The 18,780-nt window shown below is 56.8% G+C and carries 24 protein-coding genes, 2 tRNA genes and 1 pseudogene; 14 read left to right on the top strand and 13 right to left on the bottom strand.

Annotated elements, in window-relative coordinates; all coding sequences use genetic code 11:
* The first annotated feature begins 129 nt into the window (after positions 1-129).
* Positions 130-339, top strand: coding sequence for a CsbD family protein (locus GGQ85_RS01955; protein ID WP_309773127.1), 210 nt, complete (start codon positions 130-132; stop codon positions 337-339).
* 31 nt (positions 340-370) lie between these two features.
* Here the strand turns inward: GGQ85_RS01955 and GGQ85_RS01950 are convergent, their stop codons facing one another.
* The 4 genes from GGQ85_RS01950 to GGQ85_RS01935 form a co-directional block, all read right to left on the bottom strand.
* Positions 371-610: a hypothetical protein gene (locus tag GGQ85_RS01950; RefSeq protein WP_309773125.1), complete on the bottom strand. Its 240-nt coding sequence runs from the start codon at positions 608-610 to the stop codon at positions 371-373.
* Positions 611-1,647: 1,037 nt separating this feature from the next.
* Positions 1,648-1,818: a cold-shock protein gene (locus tag GGQ85_RS01945; protein ID WP_374708834.1), complete on the bottom strand. Its 171-nt coding sequence runs from the start codon at positions 1,816-1,818 to the stop codon at positions 1,648-1,650.
* Between the two features lie 21 nt (positions 1,819-1,839).
* Positions 1,840-2,232, bottom strand: a complete 393-nt coding sequence (locus tag GGQ85_RS01940) for a DUF3597 domain-containing protein (protein WP_309773121.1) — start codon at positions 2,230-2,232, stop codon at positions 1,840-1,842.
* A 64-nt stretch (positions 2,233-2,296) separates the two neighbouring features.
* Entirely contained in the window at positions 2,297-2,785 is a 489-nt protein-coding gene (locus GGQ85_RS01935) for a YciE/YciF ferroxidase family protein (protein ID WP_309773120.1), read from the bottom strand.
* Positions 2,786-3,086: 301 nt separating this feature from the next.
* On the opposite strand from GGQ85_RS01935, the gene GGQ85_RS01930 reads away from it, so the two are divergent.
* Entirely contained in the window at positions 3,087-3,644 is a 558-nt protein-coding gene (locus GGQ85_RS01930) for an AAC(3)-I family aminoglycoside N-acetyltransferase (protein ID WP_309773118.1), read from the top strand.
* Here the strand turns inward: GGQ85_RS01930 and GGQ85_RS01925 are convergent.
* From GGQ85_RS01925 to GGQ85_RS01915, 3 genes are all read right to left on the bottom strand, one after another.
* A complete protein-coding gene (locus GGQ85_RS01925) occupies positions 3,632-3,985 on the bottom strand; it encodes a PRC-barrel domain-containing protein (protein ID WP_309773117.1) in 354 nt (117 codons plus the stop codon). The two genes, GGQ85_RS01930 and GGQ85_RS01925, sit on opposite strands and share 13 nt — an antisense overlap.
* Positions 3,986-4,148: 163 nt before the next feature.
* Entirely contained in the window at positions 4,149-4,307 is a 159-nt protein-coding gene (locus tag GGQ85_RS01920; protein WP_309773115.1) for a hypothetical protein, read from the bottom strand.
* A 262-nt stretch (positions 4,308-4,569) separates the two neighbouring features.
* Positions 4,570-4,734, bottom strand: a complete 165-nt coding sequence (locus tag GGQ85_RS01915) for a hypothetical protein (protein WP_309773114.1) — start codon at positions 4,732-4,734, stop codon at positions 4,570-4,572.
* A gap of 570 nt (positions 4,735-5,304) precedes the next feature.
* Between GGQ85_RS01915 and GGQ85_RS01910 the strand changes: the two genes are divergently transcribed.
* The 4 genes from GGQ85_RS01910 (at position 5,305) to GGQ85_RS01895 (ending at position 6,766) form a co-directional block, all read left to right on the top strand.
* Positions 5,305-5,493, top strand: coding sequence for a hypothetical protein (locus GGQ85_RS01910; protein WP_309773112.1), 189 nt, complete (start codon positions 5,305-5,307; stop codon positions 5,491-5,493).
* Between the two features lie 34 nt (positions 5,494-5,527).
* Positions 5,528-5,785, top strand: coding sequence for a hypothetical protein (locus tag GGQ85_RS01905; RefSeq protein WP_309773110.1), 258 nt, complete (start codon positions 5,528-5,530; stop codon positions 5,783-5,785).
* A 125-nt stretch (positions 5,786-5,910) separates the two neighbouring features.
* The gene (locus GGQ85_RS01900) at positions 5,911-6,186 is read left to right on the top strand and encodes a hypothetical protein (protein ID WP_309773108.1); all 276 of its coding nucleotides are present in this window, start codon (positions 5,911-5,913) and stop codon (positions 6,184-6,186) included.
* An 82-nt stretch (positions 6,187-6,268) separates the two neighbouring features.
* Positions 6,269-6,766, top strand: coding sequence for a WbuC family cupin fold metalloprotein (locus GGQ85_RS01895; protein ID WP_309773106.1), 498 nt, complete (start codon positions 6,269-6,271; stop codon positions 6,764-6,766).
* A 79-nt stretch (positions 6,767-6,845) separates the two neighbouring features.
* On the opposite strand, the gene GGQ85_RS01890 is transcribed toward GGQ85_RS01895, so the two are convergent.
* Positions 6,846-9,146: a right-handed parallel beta-helix repeat-containing protein gene (locus tag GGQ85_RS01890; protein ID WP_309773105.1), complete on the bottom strand. Its 2,301-nt coding sequence runs from the start codon at positions 9,144-9,146 to the stop codon at positions 6,846-6,848.
* 607 nt (positions 9,147-9,753) lie between these two features.
* Here GGQ85_RS01890 and GGQ85_RS01885 point away from each other — a divergent pair.
* A complete protein-coding gene (locus GGQ85_RS01885) occupies positions 9,754-10,044 on the top strand; it encodes a hypothetical protein (RefSeq protein ID WP_309773103.1) in 291 nt (96 codons plus the stop codon).
* A gap of 122 nt (positions 10,045-10,166) precedes the next feature.
* Here GGQ85_RS01885 and GGQ85_RS01880 read toward each other — a convergent pair.
* The 4 genes from GGQ85_RS01880 to GGQ85_RS01865 form a co-directional block, all read right to left on the bottom strand.
* Positions 10,167-10,243, bottom strand: a tRNA-Pro gene (locus tag GGQ85_RS01880).
* A 78-nt stretch (positions 10,244-10,321) separates the two neighbouring features.
* Positions 10,322-10,738, bottom strand: coding sequence for a DUF192 domain-containing protein (locus tag GGQ85_RS01875; RefSeq protein WP_374708836.1), 417 nt, complete (start codon positions 10,736-10,738; stop codon positions 10,322-10,324).
* Positions 10,739-10,968: 230 nt separating this feature from the next.
* A complete protein-coding gene (locus tag GGQ85_RS01870) occupies positions 10,969-11,622 on the bottom strand; it encodes a cold-shock protein (RefSeq protein ID WP_079447012.1) in 654 nt (217 codons plus the stop codon).
* A gap of 647 nt (positions 11,623-12,269) precedes the next feature.
* Positions 12,270-12,683, bottom strand: coding sequence for a hypothetical protein (locus GGQ85_RS01865; RefSeq protein ID WP_079446771.1), 414 nt, complete (start codon positions 12,681-12,683; stop codon positions 12,270-12,272).
* A gap of 330 nt (positions 12,684-13,013) precedes the next feature.
* On the opposite strand from GGQ85_RS01865, the gene GGQ85_RS01860 reads away from it, so the two are divergent.
* Together GGQ85_RS01860 and GGQ85_RS01855 are read left to right on the top strand one after the other, a co-directional pair.
* Positions 13,014-13,463 carry a VOC family protein gene (locus GGQ85_RS01860; RefSeq protein ID WP_079446772.1) on the top strand — a complete coding sequence of 150 codons (450 nt, stop codon included), beginning with the start codon at positions 13,014-13,016 and terminating at the stop codon, positions 13,461-13,463.
* 849 nt (positions 13,464-14,312) lie between these two features.
* Positions 14,313-14,387, top strand: a tRNA-Glu gene (locus tag GGQ85_RS01855).
* Between the two features lie 206 nt (positions 14,388-14,593).
* On the opposite strand, the pseudogene GGQ85_RS01850 reads toward GGQ85_RS01855, so the two are convergent.
* Positions 14,594-14,944 (bottom strand): annotated as a pseudogene (locus tag GGQ85_RS01850) (PRC-barrel domain-containing protein); the annotation flags it as partial.
* Between the two features lie 615 nt (positions 14,945-15,559).
* On the opposite strand from GGQ85_RS01850, the gene GGQ85_RS01845 reads away from it, so the two are divergent.
* The 5 genes from GGQ85_RS01845 to GGQ85_RS01825 all read left to right on the top strand — a co-directional run bounded on the left by GGQ85_RS01845 (position 15,560) and on the right by GGQ85_RS01825 (position 18,606).
* The gene (locus tag GGQ85_RS01845) at positions 15,560-16,285 is read left to right on the top strand and encodes a Crp/Fnr family transcriptional regulator (RefSeq protein WP_079446775.1); all 726 of its coding nucleotides are present in this window, start codon (positions 15,560-15,562) and stop codon (positions 16,283-16,285) included.
* 468 nt (positions 16,286-16,753) lie between these two features.
* Positions 16,754-16,939: a hypothetical protein gene (locus tag GGQ85_RS01840; RefSeq protein WP_079446776.1), complete on the top strand. Its 186-nt coding sequence runs from the start codon at positions 16,754-16,756 to the stop codon at positions 16,937-16,939.
* Positions 16,940-17,043: 104 nt separating this feature from the next.
* A complete protein-coding gene (locus tag GGQ85_RS01835; protein WP_079446777.1) occupies positions 17,044-17,196 on the top strand; it encodes an aa3-type cytochrome c oxidase subunit IV in 153 nt (50 codons plus the stop codon).
* 337 nt (positions 17,197-17,533) lie between these two features.
* A complete protein-coding gene (locus tag GGQ85_RS01830) occupies positions 17,534-18,076 on the top strand; it encodes a chromate transporter (RefSeq protein WP_309773099.1) in 543 nt (180 codons plus the stop codon).
* Positions 18,073-18,606 carry a chromate transporter gene (locus GGQ85_RS01825; RefSeq protein ID WP_309773098.1) on the top strand — a complete coding sequence of 178 codons (534 nt, stop codon included), beginning with the start codon at positions 18,073-18,075 and terminating at the stop codon, positions 18,604-18,606. The genes GGQ85_RS01830 and GGQ85_RS01825 overlap by 4 nt, the downstream gene beginning before the upstream one ends.
* The last annotated feature ends 174 nt before the right edge of the window (positions 18,607-18,780 follow it).

Here is an 18,780-nt window from a genome sequence, read left to right as displayed (position 1 = left end):
AGATGGCGCAAAGTTCTGGCCGTGACGACAAAAAAGACCCGCGGCCTATTTCTGCGACGAAAAGCCCGGAACAAAATTAAGCTGACCCAGGTTCTTTCCGCAACCACATGCAACCGGAGGAGGTTAGCAATGGACTGGAACCGCGTCGAAGGAAATTGGAAGCAGATCAAGGGCAAGGTGAAGGAGCAGTGGGGCAAGCTCACCGACGACGATCTCGATCAGATCGCTGGCAAGCGTGAGCAGCTCGAAGGTAAACTACAGGAGCGGTACGGCTACCAGAAAGACCAGACTAAAAAGCAAATCGATGACTGGTACGGCACTCAATCATGGCCCAACTAAATGAGTTTGCCCCGTTTCGGCGGGGCATTTTTTAATCCGCGCTCCGCAGCCGTTTCATTGTGAACTCGATCTCGCCGCCCGGAAGCTCGCGCCAGGATTCGACCGCGGACATGTACGCGGCAGCCGGCCATCGATCGAGGAATGCCCTCGCCGTCCTGCGGGCCTGGTCTCGAGGCTGTGTGAAGGTCTCCCGCGCATAGCCGTCATCGGCCTCGGCCTGCCGGCGCCGAATTCCCATCCGATCGGCAAGGTCTTTCGGGGTACGGACCATCGCGGTACTCCACATGCGACGCAAAAAATGTAATGCTAGCGCCGGCAGATGGGAGTCCTAAATCGACCGTGAGTGAATGGTTCAAGCGGAGCGCACGAGCAATAAGAGGGATGGCCATGCCTAGCACCGGACGGCGCTTTTGGACGTTAAGCGGTCGTGGCATGCGGACGATTATTGCCATTGCTGTTTTGATGTCTGGGACGCCAGCTCTGGCTGGTAATATCTATCTCACTGAGAGTGGGACCTGCGCAACTGGCTACGTCCGCGATGGAAGATTCTGCGTAGCTATCGAAACCGGATATCAGGTTCGGTCATGTCCGAGGTCAACATTCCGAAGTGGCGACTTCTGTAAGGTGAAACCCGATCCCGCGTATCATCTCCTTCCCCAATGGTTTTCAGATCTCGGCTTTCGGTCTTGGTAGCCTGGTGACCCGCCAGCGCGGCAACTCAGGCGTCCGACATTTCTTTTGCATTCATCCTTGCAAAATTCTGTGACTGACAATTCAGGAACGGATACGGAGCCTCTGCATTGGTTTCCCGACGGGGGCAGCTCCGATGTAACCCGTTGAAGGACCCAGAGCCCGTCGGCGCCCCCCTCGTCGGCGGGTTCGCGCATCTGCAGCTCTGTGCTGATACGATCGTCAAGACGTCATCACACCCAGCGTACCTGCTTGCGTCTTGTGTACTCCTCGAATGCCTTCTCGTGTTCAGGTTCGCACCTGTAACGCGCCCAACCGTCCTCGGCCTCACCGTCGTATTCTGCGAATAGAAACAGGTAGATTCGGAGCCTTTGGTTATCGTCGGAGTTCCGAACGTAAAACGTTCTCATGTTCCAGACCTTTGCCCATGAACGAGCCCCGCAACGGGCTCTCCTGCGCCGGAGAGGGTCAGGCATGCCAAAACGCAAATGGCCCGAGGCGCTGCCCGGGCCATCCACAACGCGAGCGAGCGTACATCCGGCTCAGCTCACTGAAATCAAATCATCAACCGACCCGCAGGTTTTCCGCTGAGGTCTTTTCCTTATTCGGTACTTCCTCTTAGGAGACCTTGTCGCCTTCGTTGAGCGAGCCAAGGCCTGCCCGCTCGATTGCTGAGATGTGAACAAAGACATCCTTGCCGCCGCTCTCGGGCTCGATGAAGCCATAACCCTTCTGCCCGTTGAACCACTTCATAGTACCAATTGCCACTTGTCGAACTCCTGTTGGCATGAATGACGATGCGAACCCTCGCTAAGCTGCGCGGGTAAGATCGGGCGGTAATTTGCCGCCGTTAGCCGCTAGCTGTGCCATCATTTGCTTATGCAGCCAAACGTTCATTGTCGCGGAGTCATTCATGTCGCCGGGATAGCCCAGATCCCTAGCCAATTCCTTGCGAGCGCTTAGGCTAGAATCGACATCAAGTGCCTTCATCAGATCAACGATCGAAGTCCGCCAGGCCAGCTGTTCGCTTTTCTTGGCTACAGCCTTGTCAAGAATGGCTGCAACGTCAACGTTGCTGCCGGCGGCCGCTGCATTTGAGGTAGAGGCGGTATTGCCTTCGCCTGTCTCGGGTTTTGATGTCGGTGTCGCAGCTTCGGCGTGGCTGCCGAAGATGGCGCCCATGATCTTTCCAAATATGCTCATAGTGGCTCCCGGTAAGCTGATGAGGCCGAAATGAAATCTTGCCATCTGCATCGGCGCGCTGTTTTCACCCAGCTTCAGCGTTCACGGCATTGTCAGCAATCTCGGTCAGCGCTTCATCGGTCTTCTTCTCTTCAGTCAGCGTCTGATCGAGCAGCATGGCCGCGTCTTTCATTCCCAACTTGGTTGCCCAGCTCTTCAGCGTGCCGTAACGCGAAATTTCATAATGCTCGACTGCTTGGGCTGCAGCCAAGAGGCCAGCGTCTAGAGCGGGCTCGTCTTCGTACTCCTCTATGATTTCCTTTCCCTCGTCCAATATGCCCTCGATCGCATCGCATTTCTTGCCGCGCGCTGGTTTGCCGAGAAGTTCGAAAATCTTTTCAAGGCGCTCGATCTGTCCTTCCGTTTCATCGTGGTGTTTTTCGAAGGCAGCGCGCAGTTGCTCAGACGCTGCAGCTTTTGCCATTTTTGGCAAGGACTTATAAATTTGCTTTTCTGCGTAATAGATGTCCTTCAAAGTATCGAGAAACAAGGCATTCAAATCTTTTGTGGGCATGGTGGTTTCCTTCGAGGATAATCCCTCGCGTGGCGCCGCCCCCCGAAGGGACGGCTGGCAGGTGACTGGTTGGTGAAAAGGAAAGCCATCCAGCATCCCATAATGTGAGGAGCGACCGAACGTTCCTATTCCCACGGGAATTAATCAGCTATTTCTGCATCCCGGGTGGATGGGGCCTCGTGAATATCCCCAATGAGCGAGGCCGATTTGGGAGACCGCGGCGAGACCTTCCGCCTTGCGCTCGTACAGCAGCGCTGCTCTGATCATATATTAATAACGGCGTCCATGCGGAAGCATTTGAATGTCCAGTTCGTCTATTACGGTCCGTCGCCTCGGTCCCTCTGATCTTCCGCATCTCCGGATGCTGAACTCTTTGTTCGGCGACGCGTTTGCGGACCCGGAGACGTATACGGCGGAGCCGCCGACCGAACCTTATTTGAAGAGCCTTCTCTCCAAGGAGCATGTCGCCGTCCTGGCTGCGATGGCCGGCCAGGAGGTCGTGGGTGGGCTCGTCGCCTATGAGCTAGAGAAGTTCGAAAGGGCGCGCAGCGAGTTCTATATTTACGATCTCGCCGTCAGTTTGAAGCATCGGCGGAGAGGTATTGCGACCTCCCTGATCAACTGCTTGCGGGAGATTGCCGCTCGACGGAGCGCGTGGGTCATCTTCGTTCAAGCCGACTATGGTGACGAACCGGCGATCGCGCTTTACGAGAAACTTGGCGTGCGTGAGGAAGCGTTGCACTTCGCATCAGGGTTTCACGATAGCTTCACCGTTCATGTTGTGTGGGGTGTCCTTGTGCGGAAAACGCGCGGCCGCTCATCAGGCCGCGCGCGAAGCTCCGGTCTTCAGAGAGAGTAGTAATCGTCGACCGCCTTGGTCCGGCTCGGGTCCGACCAGCTCCAGCTGCTCTCGTCCGCGTACTTCGGGGCGTTCTTGAGCTGCTCCTCCGTAACGCCGACCCGGTACCCTCCGATTCCCGTGTCGTATTTCAGGCTGTGCCAGGGGAGCGGGTAGTAGTCGCTGCCGATGCCGAGGAATCCGCCGAAGCCGAGGACCGCGTACGACACGCGACCACTCACCTTCTCGATCATGACGCGCTCGATTGTTCCAATCTCCTGGCCGTCGGCCCCGTACACCGTCGTGCCCTGGACCTTGTCGCTTCCGATCAGATTGCCAGTCTCGCTCGCTTCAAGGGTCATTGAATGCTAGTCCTTTGCTTGAATAAATATTCCGTATCGAAAAGTACGGGACGCCCGTGACGGGAAAGCGACGGATTCGGTCGTCAGCGGCCGAAGAACAGCCACAGAAGAAGGATCACCGGAATAGGCACGCCGATAAGCCAGAGCAGGATTCCCCGTCCCATTATTTCCCGCCTCCGAAATACAGGATGTAGACGAGCACGAAGGCCGCTATGACCAGCGCCGTCCCCGCGACCAGAACGTTGCGCACCGTGGGGCCGCGCTCCGCGCCACGTGCTTCCATCGCGGTTTCGACGATATGTCCATCTTCCATTCTCGCCATCGTGATTCTCCTAATGCTGAGTATTGAAGCTCGCTTCTCGCTCGGTGGGCTCTTCTGTTCAGTGCGGGACAAAACGGATCGCCCGAGCGATGGTTCCGAACTCGTCGCTCGGGATGCCGCGACCCGCAGTGCCCCGCGTTGAGCGCACGGCCCGACTCCTGGGTGCATTAGAGACGCGGGACCGTGACGGCCAACAGGCAGGAGACAAGCCGCGGCCTGGCGAAATAATTTTGTTCCAGACTTCCCGTTCCCATGCGCGAGCCTACTTCACGGCGGGATAGTGCGTCGCTATCAGTTCGACCAGGTTCTCTTCGAGAAGCTCGATGTCCGCCATGACGAGTGCGATGCTGCTCGGGTCCGTGAGATCGGCTAAGAGGCCCCGCGCGAGAGCTATCTCCCGCCGCAGAGTGTCGCATTTCCCGCACATCGCTCGCTCCACTGGAGGCGGGAGCGCGCGCGGCTCTCAGTCATCGATAACTGCCGGGGATCGGGGGCGATGATGGAGGATCAACGGTAGCGCTTGCGTGGCGTTCCTTCGTCAGGCGGCAGGCAAAACGCCGCGCATCGCCTTTCCAGTGACTGTCCCGCTGGTCGCAGAATTCCGTCCCGTCAAGTATCGCAGCCTATCCTCATCTCTGCGGTTGCGCCTGCGTCCCGGACGGCGGCGGATTCTCAGCGGACTTATCGTGGCGCCCCGAGGTGAAGAATAAGAGGCCGAACAGCAGTAGGACGACTGCCCCCGCGATAGCCCAGACGGTGGTGCGGCTGAAACGCTGTGGAGTGCGCGTGTTCCTGAAAGGGTCGTTGTTTTCCGGGAAGGTCATGGCTGCGCTCCATGCTTGTTTGAAAGCAACCTTACCCGGCAGTGACCGTTCCTATGCGGTAGCGCACGGACGCGTGAAGGCATCCCGGAAATCGTGTTGAGCAAACCGCTGCACCGAGGAACCCTCCAGAAGTCACCTGTTGTCCTCCGAGGCCTAACGAAAAGGACATTCACATGGGCAACGACAGCAGCACGAACTTTCCCCCTGCGGGCGAGCCGAAGCAGGATCCGAAGAAGACGCTCGGCAAGACCATGGAACAGCTGACCAAGGAAGCGGATAAGGAAATGGCCGAGAAGATAAAGAAGGGCGGCGACGAGAACATCAAGTACGCCAAGCCGGGAAAGAGCGACATTCTGCCGTAGACGAAGAGCTAAGAGCAAACGAAAGGAAGCTTACATGAAGAGATTCGTCCTCACCGCGCTCATTGCACTCGCGGCCACGTCGGCACTGGCGCAAACGGCGACGGTTCACGAGGAATATTACGTGGTGCGCGATCCGGCGACCAAGCGGTGCACCATCGTGGACCAAAAGCCAACCGTTACCACAACCATCGTCGACCACGGCATCTTCGGAACCCGGACCGAAGCCGAGACCGGCATGAAGACCATGGAGGTCTGCGAGACGGACGAGCCAACGCACGACCACGACGATTGATTCAGTTCCCCTTATTTATTTAGCCCCGCCGGCTGTCTCCGGCGGGGCTTTTCGTGCGTCCAATCCCGTGAAGGAACGATAGGCGGGGCACCCGCGTTCTGGCTGCCTCAATGAAGGAACATTCTGTGAAGACATTTGCCCTAAGCGCGCTCATCTCATTTACGGCCACGCCGGCGTTCGCCCAGACGAAAGTCCATCACGAGGAATACTACGTCATCCGCGATACCGCGACGAAGAGGTGCACCATAGTGGACAAGAGGCCGGCGACCGGGGCGACCCCGTCGACTATCGTGAGCCTCGGAGTCTTCAAGACCCGGGCCGAAGCGGAGGCCGGCCTGAAGAAGATGGACGTTTGCGACGACGAAGACAAAGACGAAGACGAAGACAGGCACGGCGATTGATTCCGTCGACCCCGTGCCGCCACTAACCCACCGGATCGATCTGCCAACCCGACTGTCTCAATTATGACTTGGATAGACTTGAATGAAGTTTTTCGATTGGACAACCAACGTCGATGGATTCGCGTCAGTCGGAGCCAGTACTTGCGACAGGCTTCTCAGCGACGCGAAAATGTCTCCGCGCAGGCGATCACACCTTCTCCTCCACGAAAGTCATGCTGATCCGACGCAACGGTTGCTCGTTGCTTTCGATCAAGGCACCTATATGCAACCGCATCGCCATCCTGAGCAGTGGGAAATGATTGTCCCGATGCGGGGGACGCTCGCTCTGCTGCTATTCTCCGATGACGGGCATGTCGCTGAGAGAATCGAGCTCACCGCAGGATCGATACCGATCTCGCAAATCACTGCAGGGGCATGGCATACGGTCGTCGCCATGACGTCTTCGGCGCTCATGCTCGAGATCAAACCGGGGCCATTCCGAGTTGCGGAGTTTCTTGAACGATTTCCTGCCGAGAATTCGCCAGATGTGGAACGAGCCGCGAGATGGCTAACCTCCGCGAAAACTGGAGACCGATGGTGAGGTTTCGGGCGGCGCTGTTCTTCAAGAGCACAACGTGATTCACGACGGATTGTTGCGCAACTTCCAATTTAGTGATGCCTTAGAGCTGGTTTAAGTTGTCGGACGCGGTGATGCCCGTCGAACCAGTGGTTTGAACAGTGGCAGAGAACGTCCTGCAAAACCTATTCTGGGTGATAAAGCTACCCGTATTTGTAAAGCCGTTGAATTTGATGCCAATGATCGATGCAGCACCAGATCGGATCGTATTGCCTTGGACGTTGCAATAGAACAGTTGATACGTACTCGTCGGACTATCAAACTCGATCCCAACGGACGATGCTGCCGCCAACCATATTTGGTTATTCCGAACCGTAATATCATTTGTGGTAGCACCAGTATAACTCCGGCAAATAATTCCTTTTGTCCCGGCGTCTTGGATTATGTTGTCCTGAACAACAATGTTGCTGCCGTTGTACGTGGCACTTTCAAACACGATGCCGCGATCAGCACCGCGAATGGTGTTGTTCGCGATGTTCAGACAGGTGTTCGTAGTCGGAGCCGTGTTACACCAAATCGCATCCACCGTCGTGTTGACGATGGTGTTGCCTATGACCGTTGTCTCATAAGAGCCATTCAAACATATGCCGCCTTTCGGTAGCGTACTGTTTAGCGTGTCCGGTCCCTGACTAACGATCAGGTTGTCGTTAATGATGCTTCCGGGCCAGATGTTCGCTTGGTAGATACCAATCGAACGCGGTGAGTGAATCTTGTTTCCTGTAGTTCGTCCGTACTTACCGTTAAAAAATGGCGCGTTCGCGTAAATAAGGATTGCGTAAGCACCGCAATCATTCGAGATACCCTGCTGCCCCGCGTTCCAGATCGTGTTGTTCTGGATCGTAAAATTATACACTTGATTTTGCACGATGACGCCGCTCTTGATGTAATCGGCGTGAACCACATTGTTCTCAATCAGGACTTCGGTCAGCAGATAGCCGGAGTCGCCAGATCCCAACACCCCGCAAAAAGACGACGAAATTGTAATCACCGCAGGCCCACGAGCATTGCCTGTCTTACTGACAGCGATGTTGTCGCGGATGACAATGTTCGACATGGCACGGGCTTCGTAGTTCTCACTGAAAACCCAATAATCGCCCTTGAAGTTCTCGAAATAGCATTGCTCAACGAGAAACCCGGAACAGCTACCTACGGTGTAATTCACGAACCATATTGCTGCACCGTTGGCGAAAGCGTTGGCCTGGCAGTTGCCAATGAACCGAATGTTTCGATACGTGATGTTGCTTTGACCGTCGGTCTGAAAGACAGCAGGTATAACCCCAGTGCCCGTGAGGGTGATGGTCGCGCCTGTGCCGTCGATCGTGACGTTGTCACGAGTGATGACAAGGCCGCTAGTGGCTGTGCCGGAGGCGAGCTGATAGTCGCCGTTGCCAAGTACGGCGGTGACGTTGTGATCAGTGCTCGCGTTGATCGCAGCCAGCCACGCCAGGAGCGCGGTCGTGTCGTCAGTGGAGCCGTCACCGACCCCGCCGTAGTCCTTGATGTGGATTACGTCGAGCGCACCCCCGGCAGGGGCGTCCGCCCACTCGTTATCCCCGTCAGCATCCGACGCCTTGGTCAGCACCTGCCCTGTCGTACCGCCCGCCGGCACCGCACTCGCTGCTGCAGTCGCACTCGCTGCGGCAGCATCCGCGCTGCCATCGGCGGAAGTCGCACTGGCTTCCGCTGCATCCGCGCTGGCGTCCGCAGCCGTTGCGCTGTTGGAAGCGGCGGTCGCCTGGGTCGTTGCGGTCGTGGCGGAGCCAGAAGCGGCGGTGGCGCTATTTGACGCCGCGGTGGCGCTGTCGGCGGAGCTCGTCGCCTGGGTCGTTGCCGTCGTTGCCGAACCAGACGCAGCGGTGGCGCTCGCTGCCGCCGCAGCAGCACTCGCAGCCGCAGCGGTCGCCTCCGCACCGAAATCGACGATCAGATCCCACTTGCTCTCGTCGAAGCCATCTGTCGACGTGTGCGCGACGTTCGCAATGTAAAACTTGTTGGCGTAGAAGACGGTGCTGTCCGTCGTGTATTCGACGTTCGGCTCCCACATCGTCGGAAGCGAGAAACCAAGTTGAAATGTTGCGTCCAGCTGATTGACGCCGACGCTGCCATTGGCCAATCGACCATCCGATCGGATCGACGTTTTCAGAAAGTCGATGATCTCGGCGACCGACGCCTTGACGCTGTCGAGATCGACATTCACCTGGTTGCCAGGCAGCGGTCGCGTCGGATTGCTGACCTGGTAACTCTGAAAATCGTACTGACGGGTGTATTTTGTCGGATAGGGCATGCCGGCGACACTTTCGATGGCGCGTTTAGCGCAGTGCTGCCGGCGGAGCAGCTGTGTCACCCAATCGCTATATTATCATGGATGAGGAGAGTTGGAAGCGCATTGTGCTCTGAGCATTCGAGCGTAAGGCTTTCTACGACTCGTTCGTCTATTCCAATATTGCTCAAACGACGGCGGCTTTGCGCTCGTTTTGGCCCGAGGGATTCTGAAACTAAAAAATTAGCGCTGGGGCGTTCCGACGTTTGGCGGCGACACCATCGGCCCCCCGCCAGGGGTGACCCCCACCCACCTGCCCCCGCCCATGTATCGATGGCCGCGGCGAACGGTTAAGCGCTCGTGTTGACTTTGTCGCATTCCTGCGGCGTGCAAAATAATTTTCGACAGCAATAGTGCTCAGCGTTCAAAGCGCTGCGTGTTGACTTCTGCTTGCAACAGCAGATTCCTAGCCGTGCGCCTCTTGCGCTTCTGATTTTTTGGCGCATCATCACGGCGGGTCGAAAGCCCATTGAGATAAGCCGAATGTCGTTACCGGTCAGTCGGCGATCATAATTTCTAGTCCGGGGGCCGCACGCGCATGTCCAAGGCGCGAGCCTAAAGGCGTGCGGGGCTGCCCTTATCTGCGGTCATTTCGCCCCCGGATGCAATTTTGCTCGAAAGGCAAACAGATATGAACGCTTTGAAGAAAGTCTCTGCCGATCAAATCCCCACCGACCGCATCACCGATATCGTCGAGCGCCTTAAGGCGCGCAACGTACCGATATCCCTGATCCTTGATGATGGTTTGGCAGTGATTCAGGCCCACGTGCCGTCCGGGCAGGCCGCCCGCATGTTGAAGCCGCTGGGCCGGAAAGCCGTTGGGCAATTCTATGCGATGCCCGGCAATATGGTGGTGATTGACGCAATCATCACGTACCGCCAGGCGGGGCGCATGCTGGCGGCAGGGAGGGCAACGGCCTAGAAAACCACTGCACGGGGCGCCCAAAAAGCGCCTCGTGTTTCCCCGGTGCTTCCCCGCACTGGAGAATCACCTGGCGACAATCGGAGGTAGTACGAAATATGTGGTGTTTTCAAGTATTTAAATGGTCGGGGCAGCTGGATTCGAACCAACGACCTGCAGTACCCAAAACTGCCGCGCTACCAGGCTGCGCTATACCCCGATCTGCTGGGAAACGATGTCGTTACATGCTTCCGGCCGGCCCAGCAAGTCGCTCAGAGCCTTTCCGCTATTTGCGGAATCAATGGCCGTTAAAGAGCGGATGCGAGACCCGGTTGCCGCGCGCGATGCCGTACTTTTTCGCAGTCCCTCCGATCACCTCGAGCACAGCTTTGGCCGGGCCGCGTGAAGAGATAATTCGGGTCGATAGCGGCTCGGTGTTCTCTGCGATCCGCAGGATGCGACCACTCGGGCCGATAAAGATCATGTCGAGCGGGATGTAGGTGTTCTTCATCCACATCGTCACCTGCTGCACCGGAGAAAAATCGAACAGCATACCCTGCCCGTCCGGCAGATGCTTTCGATACATCAATCCGGTGGCCTTCTCCTCGGGGGTTGTCGCCATCTCAACCAAGAACGTCCTTACGCCGGCTTGGGTTGCAATTTCCAGCGGCTGGAGTTCGGCTGCGTGGACGTAGGAGTCGTCCGGCGCGACCATGACAATCCAAGAGAACAGGGCGATCCATAGACCGGAGCGGAGCCACCCTAGACCGATATTCCGCAGTTGTAGCATCAGACAACCTGTCAGAACTATGATCACAATGCGTCTCGCCGCAAACCGCCGCCACCTGGAACAGCAGGCTTGTTGCGGGTGCAAAACACGATTTCCGGAAAGTCAGATCTCAAGCCATCCCCGCGCAACGCAGCTTTGGCGGTAGCTCCGCCGGATCAGTGCGAGGAGACGCTGGGAGCACCGGTTTCCGGCTGAACTTCCGCCGCCATCATACCCTTGCTACCCGGCCCAAACCGAACCAGAACGAACTGTCCCGGCCGAAGCTCTGTTATGCCGAAGCGCCGTAGCGTTTCCATGTGGACGAAAATATCCGGCGTTCCCTCGCCGCGCGTCAAGAACCCGAAACCGCGCAGCCGATTGAACCACTTTACCTGCGCCCTCTCTAAGCCGCTGGTAGGCGTTATGCTGACGTGGGTCCGCGGCGGCAGCATCTGCGCCGGGTGAATCGCGGTAGACTCGTCCATCGAGGTGATCCGGAACGCTTGATAGCCCCTCGCCCGCTGCACGCAGTCACAGACCAGACGGGCCCCCTCATAAGCCGTCTGATAACCGTCTCGACGAAGCACGGTGACATGCAAGAGCACGTCCGGCCAGCCATTATCAGGGACGATAAATCCGTAGCCTTTTGAAGCGTCAAACCATTTGATGACGCCGCTGATCTCGACGATGTTGGCGGGAGATTCCCCAAGCCCGGCGAAAGGCCCGGCACCCGACTCTCGATCTGTTGTTCCGGAAAAGTCCTTTGACCCTAAGTGATCGCTCACCGTCGGTCCCGCAAATTTCCTGGATTCAAAACCGTCCGACCCCATGACGCAGGCCCCCACACATTTTACTACGGTTGTCGTCTGCTCGACGACGTTATACACAACTGTATATATCCAAGCGAATCTTAGGAATCAAAAGATAACACTCTCGTTGGCGTCGCAAGACAAAAGATAAATTGACGACACCTATAAACAGACTTGCACACGCACGAATCAGTTACTCACGGGTTTTTGATCCTCATCTGATTGCCGATCAGGTTCGGCCCTAACGAGCATCCAATCCGTTGTGGGCAGTTTTCATCTATGAATAAGAAGCCAGACATTTTGCAGAAACATCGCATGATAATTCACTGGACCGGTGCACGCGCGAATAGTTCCTGCGCCAAGACGTTTCCAAATAGCCACAAGCTGGCCCCGTGTCCGTGATTGTTTTGAATCTTTTTTTGGAAATTCTCCAAATTCAAGGGACGCCCAACGACAACGACCTAAATCCACACGCACGAAAAAAAACAAAAAATTATTGGCTCTAAAATGAAGGCATCGCAGCAGGTCCAGCGTCATTCTATTCGCGAAGAGGCCGCGAATAGACCGCTTCGCTGCGCACCGATTAACCGTCAAGGCGACGAAATCCTGCGGTGCATCCGTTGTCCCGGAGAGATTCCATCTCGATCTCTCCGGGGGGTCAACTCAGATCACCAGCGTCGATGACCACCCCCATAATACCCACGGCCTCCACCACCCCAACCGCGACCTCCATAGTACGCGCGGCCTCCGCCCCAACCACCGCGATAGCCCCAACCACGGCGATAGCCCCAACCACCGCCATAATAACCGGGTCCCCACCCGCCATAATAGGCCGGACCGCCCCAGCCCCAACCACCGCCATAGCCGGCGCCGTAAATGCCCGGTCCATAGCCATAGTACGGACCGCCGCCGTAGTAACCGTACGGTCCGTAATACGAATTCGCCATTGCGCCCGCTGCCAGAGCGCCGACGGCAAGACCGACTCCGAGGCCCGGTCCAAATCGCTGAGCCTGAGCTGGCAGCGATATAACGGCGCTGCCGAGCGTTGCCACGGTCGCAATCATGATCAACTTCTTCTTCATGTCGCTATCCTCTCACCAAAAATCGACGCAATAACGCGCGTCTATTTGACTTGGTTCTATTTAACTTGGTTGCAATGACGTTGGACTTGGACACATCCTAATTCTCAGGAATTATGGTTTATGCCGTTTTTGCGTTAGCTAACGAGCAAGCCGCTGAAAGAGTTCCACTAACGTGGAAAAAGGGCGCTTAATTGGCGCTCCGCTCATCGGAAATTGCGCGCAAAAAGCGACCGCCCCGATCTGGTTTTGCTACGATGTATCAACAAGCAGGCACCCGCCTGCTGTCTGGACCCACCGCTCATCTCATGCGTCTTCAGGAGACAGTCACACATGCGCTACCTTCACACCATGCTGCGCGTGCGCAATCTCGAGGTCGCGCTGAAGTTCTATGTCGAAGCGTTGGGACTGAAAGAAGTCCGTCGCGTCGATAACGACAAAGGCAGATTCACGTTGGTTTTCCTGTGCGCCCCCGACGACGAGGATCTGGTGAAACAGTGCAGAGGCCGCGGCGCACCGCTGGTCGAATTGACCTACAACTGGGCCGAGGAGACGTACGGCGAGGACCGCTTTTTCGGTCACCTCGCCTATGAGGTCGACGACATCTATGCCACCTGTGAACGATTGATGAAGCTCGGGATCACCATCAATCGCCCGCCCCGCGATGGCCAGATGGCGTTCGTCCGCTCCCCAGATCTGCACTCGATCGAGCTGTTGCAAAAGGGTGATGCTCGCCCGTCGGCCGAACCGTGGAGCTCGATGCCAAACACCGGTCATTGGTGAGAAGTTCAGAGCGGCGCTACTGTGCCTGATCGTGCTTTCGCGCGATTGCAACGAAACATCACCGCGCGACCTCGTACCGCCCTTACTGTTCGGCCCTGTAGCAGGCGGGAACGATCATGCGCAGTTCACGTTCTCCTTAACGTATATGACATTCAAGGAGACGGCGGATGGGAAAGGGACTTTTGCTCTGGCTGATTGGCGTACCGATACCGGTGATACTTCTGCTGTGGCTATTCTTCGGTAGTTGAACGCGCACGCCAGACCTTCGTTGAAGGCCTCGCTTTAGCGAGGCTTTTTTTTACCGTACGCCGTGACGTCGCGACTACGAATGCGCTTCGCAACGGCGCACCCTTCCGACACAGCACCAGCACCATATGGATGCCAATCCTGCTGCCGCTGACATATGCGCAACTCGACGATCCCTCAGATCCAGATAACCCCTGTGCGTATCCTCGGCACGCTTTTCGCGCGCGGATGGTCTCGACTTCTTGATCGGCTATCTCCGTTAGTGATGAGCGCACCGCGCCCCTGCGCCCACGTGGAAAAGCCAATGAGCGACACCTCTTCCCATCATTTTGGATGCTCCATTGGACGGGTAGCTCGAGTTGGACGGGTAGGCCCGTGTGGGGCTCGCCTTTCAGTCGAAGTGGGACCCGGCGCAACCCGGTCCCCACGGTGGAGATGCTTGCTCCTCCGGGAAAACGCCACTATACGTTTCACGACTGCAGCCGGTCGGTTCATGTCGGCCGGAAACTCCGTCTGATCAAATCAATATAGGATATTGATTTGACGGTAGTATTGCAGCGGATTGAGACTGAAACGACGTGCGATTTGCCGCCGAAAAGTTCAGCTCCCTTCGTCTATCGGTTAGGACGCCACCCTTTCACGGTGGAGAGAGCGGTTCGATTCCGCTAGGGAGCGCCAAAGGCCATTTCTCCCCAGCTCCTAGCGCCGGTGTCTAATCATTTCCCTCGCGGACCTTACCGGTCCCACTCAAGGCGGTGGCTTTGCGGACGGGGTACGGAGAAAACTGCTCTCGCAGCCGTCACGCCCTACCATTCGCGTTTGCTACCCTTAAAAATAGAGCCCGCAGCCTCACCAACCTTACCAAACCAGTGCTTGTCAGCAGAAAGGACTTCCTCGTTGTAGTAGTCGTCCAGTTCTGCGTACCTGGCGTTCCAATCGAAGATGGTCTCGGTACCGTGTTTCGGAGCGCCGTGCAGGCGGTTCTCGCTGATGTCGGAACGGTAACCGCCAAGCTCGGAATCAAATCGCAGCAGCTTCCAGGGGACCGGGAAATGGTCTTTGCCGATACCGAGAAATCCACCGAAACTGAGGACAGCGTAAGCGATTTCCCCGCTGGTCTTGTCGATCATGACACTTTCGATTTTACCAATCTTCTTGTTCTCAGCGCCGTAGACAGCTTTCCCCGACTCTTTATCGCTGGCGGTCAGATGGCCAGTTTCGTGATCGTTACTCATGGACATGCTCCTTTGCACAAGCATGTGCTGAGTACACTAATCCGCCGACTGACCGTTCGTTCCCTATTCGGTCGGCCTGTCGCAGGGGTGAGGTCGCCTGCGAGTTTTTCGACGGGAAGTTTCGGTAGGGTTGGTTCCCTGATGGCTAAACGGGGCGCTGCACTTGCACCGGTGAGCCACGCCTATTGGAAAGCACAAGAATCCCGTGGAACGCCTCCGGGTCTCACCTCAGGCCAACACCTTGAACGGCTCAGTCGTCTTGGTCCGCTAGGGAGCCGCCAATGATTTCAATAGGCTAGCTCGACAAGCCCGTTTCGTCTCCAATGGATGGCCAATAAACCGCTGTGTACACTTCTCACGGTACTGGCCATTGTCGAGCTAGCGATATGCAATGGGCGTTGCCGTTTACTGGTCGTCAGCTCAGAAATCGCTCGCGTGCAATCACCGCTCGTCGTTCAAACTATTCAGATTGCGGTAGCGCAACAATTCAGGTTCGCCTTTGCGCGATCGCAAAGACAGAAAGATTTATGGGATGCAGGATCCGTCCGGAGAACCGACAGCTGAAAAGAGACGGTGTCTCGGCGCTGCAGACGATTATCCTCAAGCTAGAGCAGTATGAACCCGCCCCGGAAGGACATCCATAACTCTAATGTGCCGAAGCTCTGTCGGAGCTGTGATGTACGGCACAAGGGTATGTGCGGCGCGCTCAATGCCGACGAATTGGTGAATTTCGCCAAATTCACGCGTGTCGTAAAGGTATCCGCCGGCGAGGTTCTCTTACAGGAGCAAGGACCGATCAGATCCTATGCCAATGTCATGCGCGGCGTGCTCAAGCTGACCAAGACTCTGGCCGATGGTCGCCAACAAATCGTCGGACTTCAATTCGCGCCCGATTTCGTCGGACGACTTCATCAAGAGGAGAGTTTTGTTCGGGTCGAAGCCTGTTCGGATGTTGAGATCTGCAGCATAACCAGGAGCGCGCTGCGGAAGATGCTCGAAGAAAATCCGGCCCTCGAAGCAAAACTGCTGCACCAAGCCCTTCGCGAGGTCGATCAGGGTCGCGAGTGGATGCTGGCGCTTGGACGCAAGACGGCACGCGAAAAGGTAGCCAGCTTTCTTATGATGATGGTTCGGCAGATCGATCCGTTTGCAGGAGGCGACGGCGTCACGGCTTTCGATCTTCCGCTTTCGCGCGCCGAAATTGGCGACTTTCTCGGCTTGACGATTGGAACGGTTTCGCGCGAGCTCACGCGGCTGCGGCGAGCTGGAGTGATTCAAATTTCCTCGCACCGCCACATCGACATTCTGGATCTCGAAGCGCTTCGCCAATGTGTCGGTTAAACGGAACGGTCCTCGCGCGGGAGCCTTATATGGCGCCATAACCCGCCTTGGTCTCGTGAAGGAGCATGGGTCGAAACGGCGGCCGGTTATCGCCCGCATCAGCTTCTATCGAGCCGTTCATGACGCCGCGCCGCCGCCGATCGGTGAGCCGCGGTCGACACGGTTCAAGGCAAGCGAGCCGCGGCCGAAAAAGAAAGGCCCAGCGCCGTGAAGCGTCGGGCCGAGTTAGAGAAGGAACGGGCCCAGGGCGGGCCTGGATATCGCCGGGGTCTCTACCGGCAATTCACTCGTTTAACATGCCTGCTATTTTTATAGTTTGTTCTAGATCAAAAGGCGCTGCGCTCACTCAAGCGCCAAGCCGAACCCCAGCATCAGCAACGCCGCAGCGCATAGTGCGAAGAGATATCCATTCCTGGGTCTGACCGCCCGGAGCATCTGTGTAAGAGAATAACGGCGTCTTTGCGCTAGATGAAAAACATGCGCGTGATTGAATGTATTCTTGGCTTGTCGAAAGCAAAACGGGAGATCGACATGCCAACCGACACAATCATTGTGACCGCATTCGTTGCCGGCGTCATAGCCATATTCTCGCTAGCTTTAGCTTATGGCGAGCGTCAGACCGAGAGCCGCCGACGCGAACACCCGCCAGCGTAAGCTCGCAGAACTGCATGAATTGGCGGTGACCGCGGGCAGGTATATCGGTCTCACCGGTCACCGTCGTGAGAGACGCAAGATCAACCGTAACTGGGAAGCTTGACATGTCTGATCATGGCGAATTGACGTACTCGACTGCGGAAGGAATGGATTATCCGGCGCACGAGGAAACGTATAAGTCCTTCATCAAATTGGGGACGATCGGTGCCGCGGTCGTGATCACCGTCGTTGTGTTGTTGGCGATTTTCCTCCTCTAATCCCTTCGCCCCATTCAAAACCCGCCGGAGCCCCCGCACCGGCGGGTTTTGCGCACCGAAAACTAATCCGCGCCGCGCAGCCGCTTCATCGTGAACTCGATCTCGACGACCGGCAGCTCCAGGGAGCGCCAACGGCTAGCTTGCCCTTTGTTTTCCTTAGCGCCCTACCCTTCGCGTTTGTGACCGCTGAATAGCCGTAGCTTGAAACCCACCGGGAGTTCTGATTAGTTTGTGCATGCCTCACGGCCTGCCGTAAGCAGGTGTGAAACTCTCCGGCACGACGGAAACGGGCTTGTCTTAATCTGGCGTACTAGGCGCCCAAGCGGTCGTGTCGTGCATGTCGATGAATCAACCAACACTCAAGCAACTCGCTGGCGTTTTCGCGCGCTATGCCAACTTCACGCTCGGCGGAGGAAGCGCGACAACGGCCGTCATACACAGTGAGGTCGTTGCAAAACGGCGATGGATTAGCGAAGAGCAATTCGCGCTGTCATTCGCCCTTGGTCGGCTAACGCCCGGCACCAATGTTCTTGCCTTCTGTGTCGGTGTCGGCTGGATGTTGCGACGATGGTCCGGTGCGGTAGTGACGTTGCTGGCATCCTCCATCCCCTGCACTTCGTTCGTGGTGGTCATCACCATTCTATTTTCCCAATGGCAAGAAAACGCATTCGCTCAGGCGGCGATCAAGGGCGCGGTTGCAGCGGCCGTCGCGGTTACGGTGAAGACGGTTTGGACCATCGCGCATCCGTACTTCAAGACGGGTAAGCGGCTGCGCGTGATCCTGATTGGTGCGAGCGCGTTCCTTTTGAATGTTGTCGTTGGCATCTCGCCCATTTACGTGCTGGTCATCGCCGCCGTCGTGGGATGCTTCCTGCCATGAACATACTGGTGCTTTATCTTGTGCTCTTGAAGGGCACGGTGACCTCCTTTGCAGGACTCGCGTCGTTGCCGGTCATCCAAGAGGCACTGGTGAATCACTATCATGTCCTTACCAATGAGCAGCTCAACGAAGCCGTCGTCATTACCCGCAGTTCGCCGGGACCTGTCGGACTCTATATCGTGAGCGTCGGATATTTTGCGGCAGGGATTCCGGGGGCCGTCGCTGGATGGCTTGCTATGATTACGCCTGCGCTCCTCATCATTCCGCTGGTTCACTTCGTGGGCCGCAGAATGGAACACTCCTGCGTCAAATCGATCTTGCAAACGGTTGTGATCGCGAGTGCTGGGCTGCTGTTAGCTGCGGCGATTCCGCTGGGGCATGACGGCTTGACAGGTCCCATTACCATCGCCATTGCGGCTGTCTGCTTCGTCCTTTTGCTGGCGACGAAACTCGATACGCTATGGATGATGCTTGGAGCCGCGCTGATATCGCTTGCTGCGTCGTCTGTAGGGTTGGTCGCTTATCTCTGAAGCTAAACCAGAGCGCTGTAGTGGGACCCGAATGCTTTCGGGTCTCACTTCAGGCGAACATCCTGAAACCGCTTAATCTCCTGGTCCGCTAGGGACTGCGGCCCTTAAGTCTCGCCGATTCATTTGGTGACGCCAGCTATGATGTCTTGGCGTCTGCGCGCAATGCCACTGGAA

Source organism: Nitrobacter vulgaris, assembly GCF_031453995.1.
In the GTDB taxonomy this organism is placed as follows: Bacteria; Pseudomonadota; Alphaproteobacteria; order Rhizobiales; family Xanthobacteraceae; genus Nitrobacter; species Nitrobacter vulgaris.
This window is presented reverse-complemented; position numbering and strand designations above follow the sequence as displayed.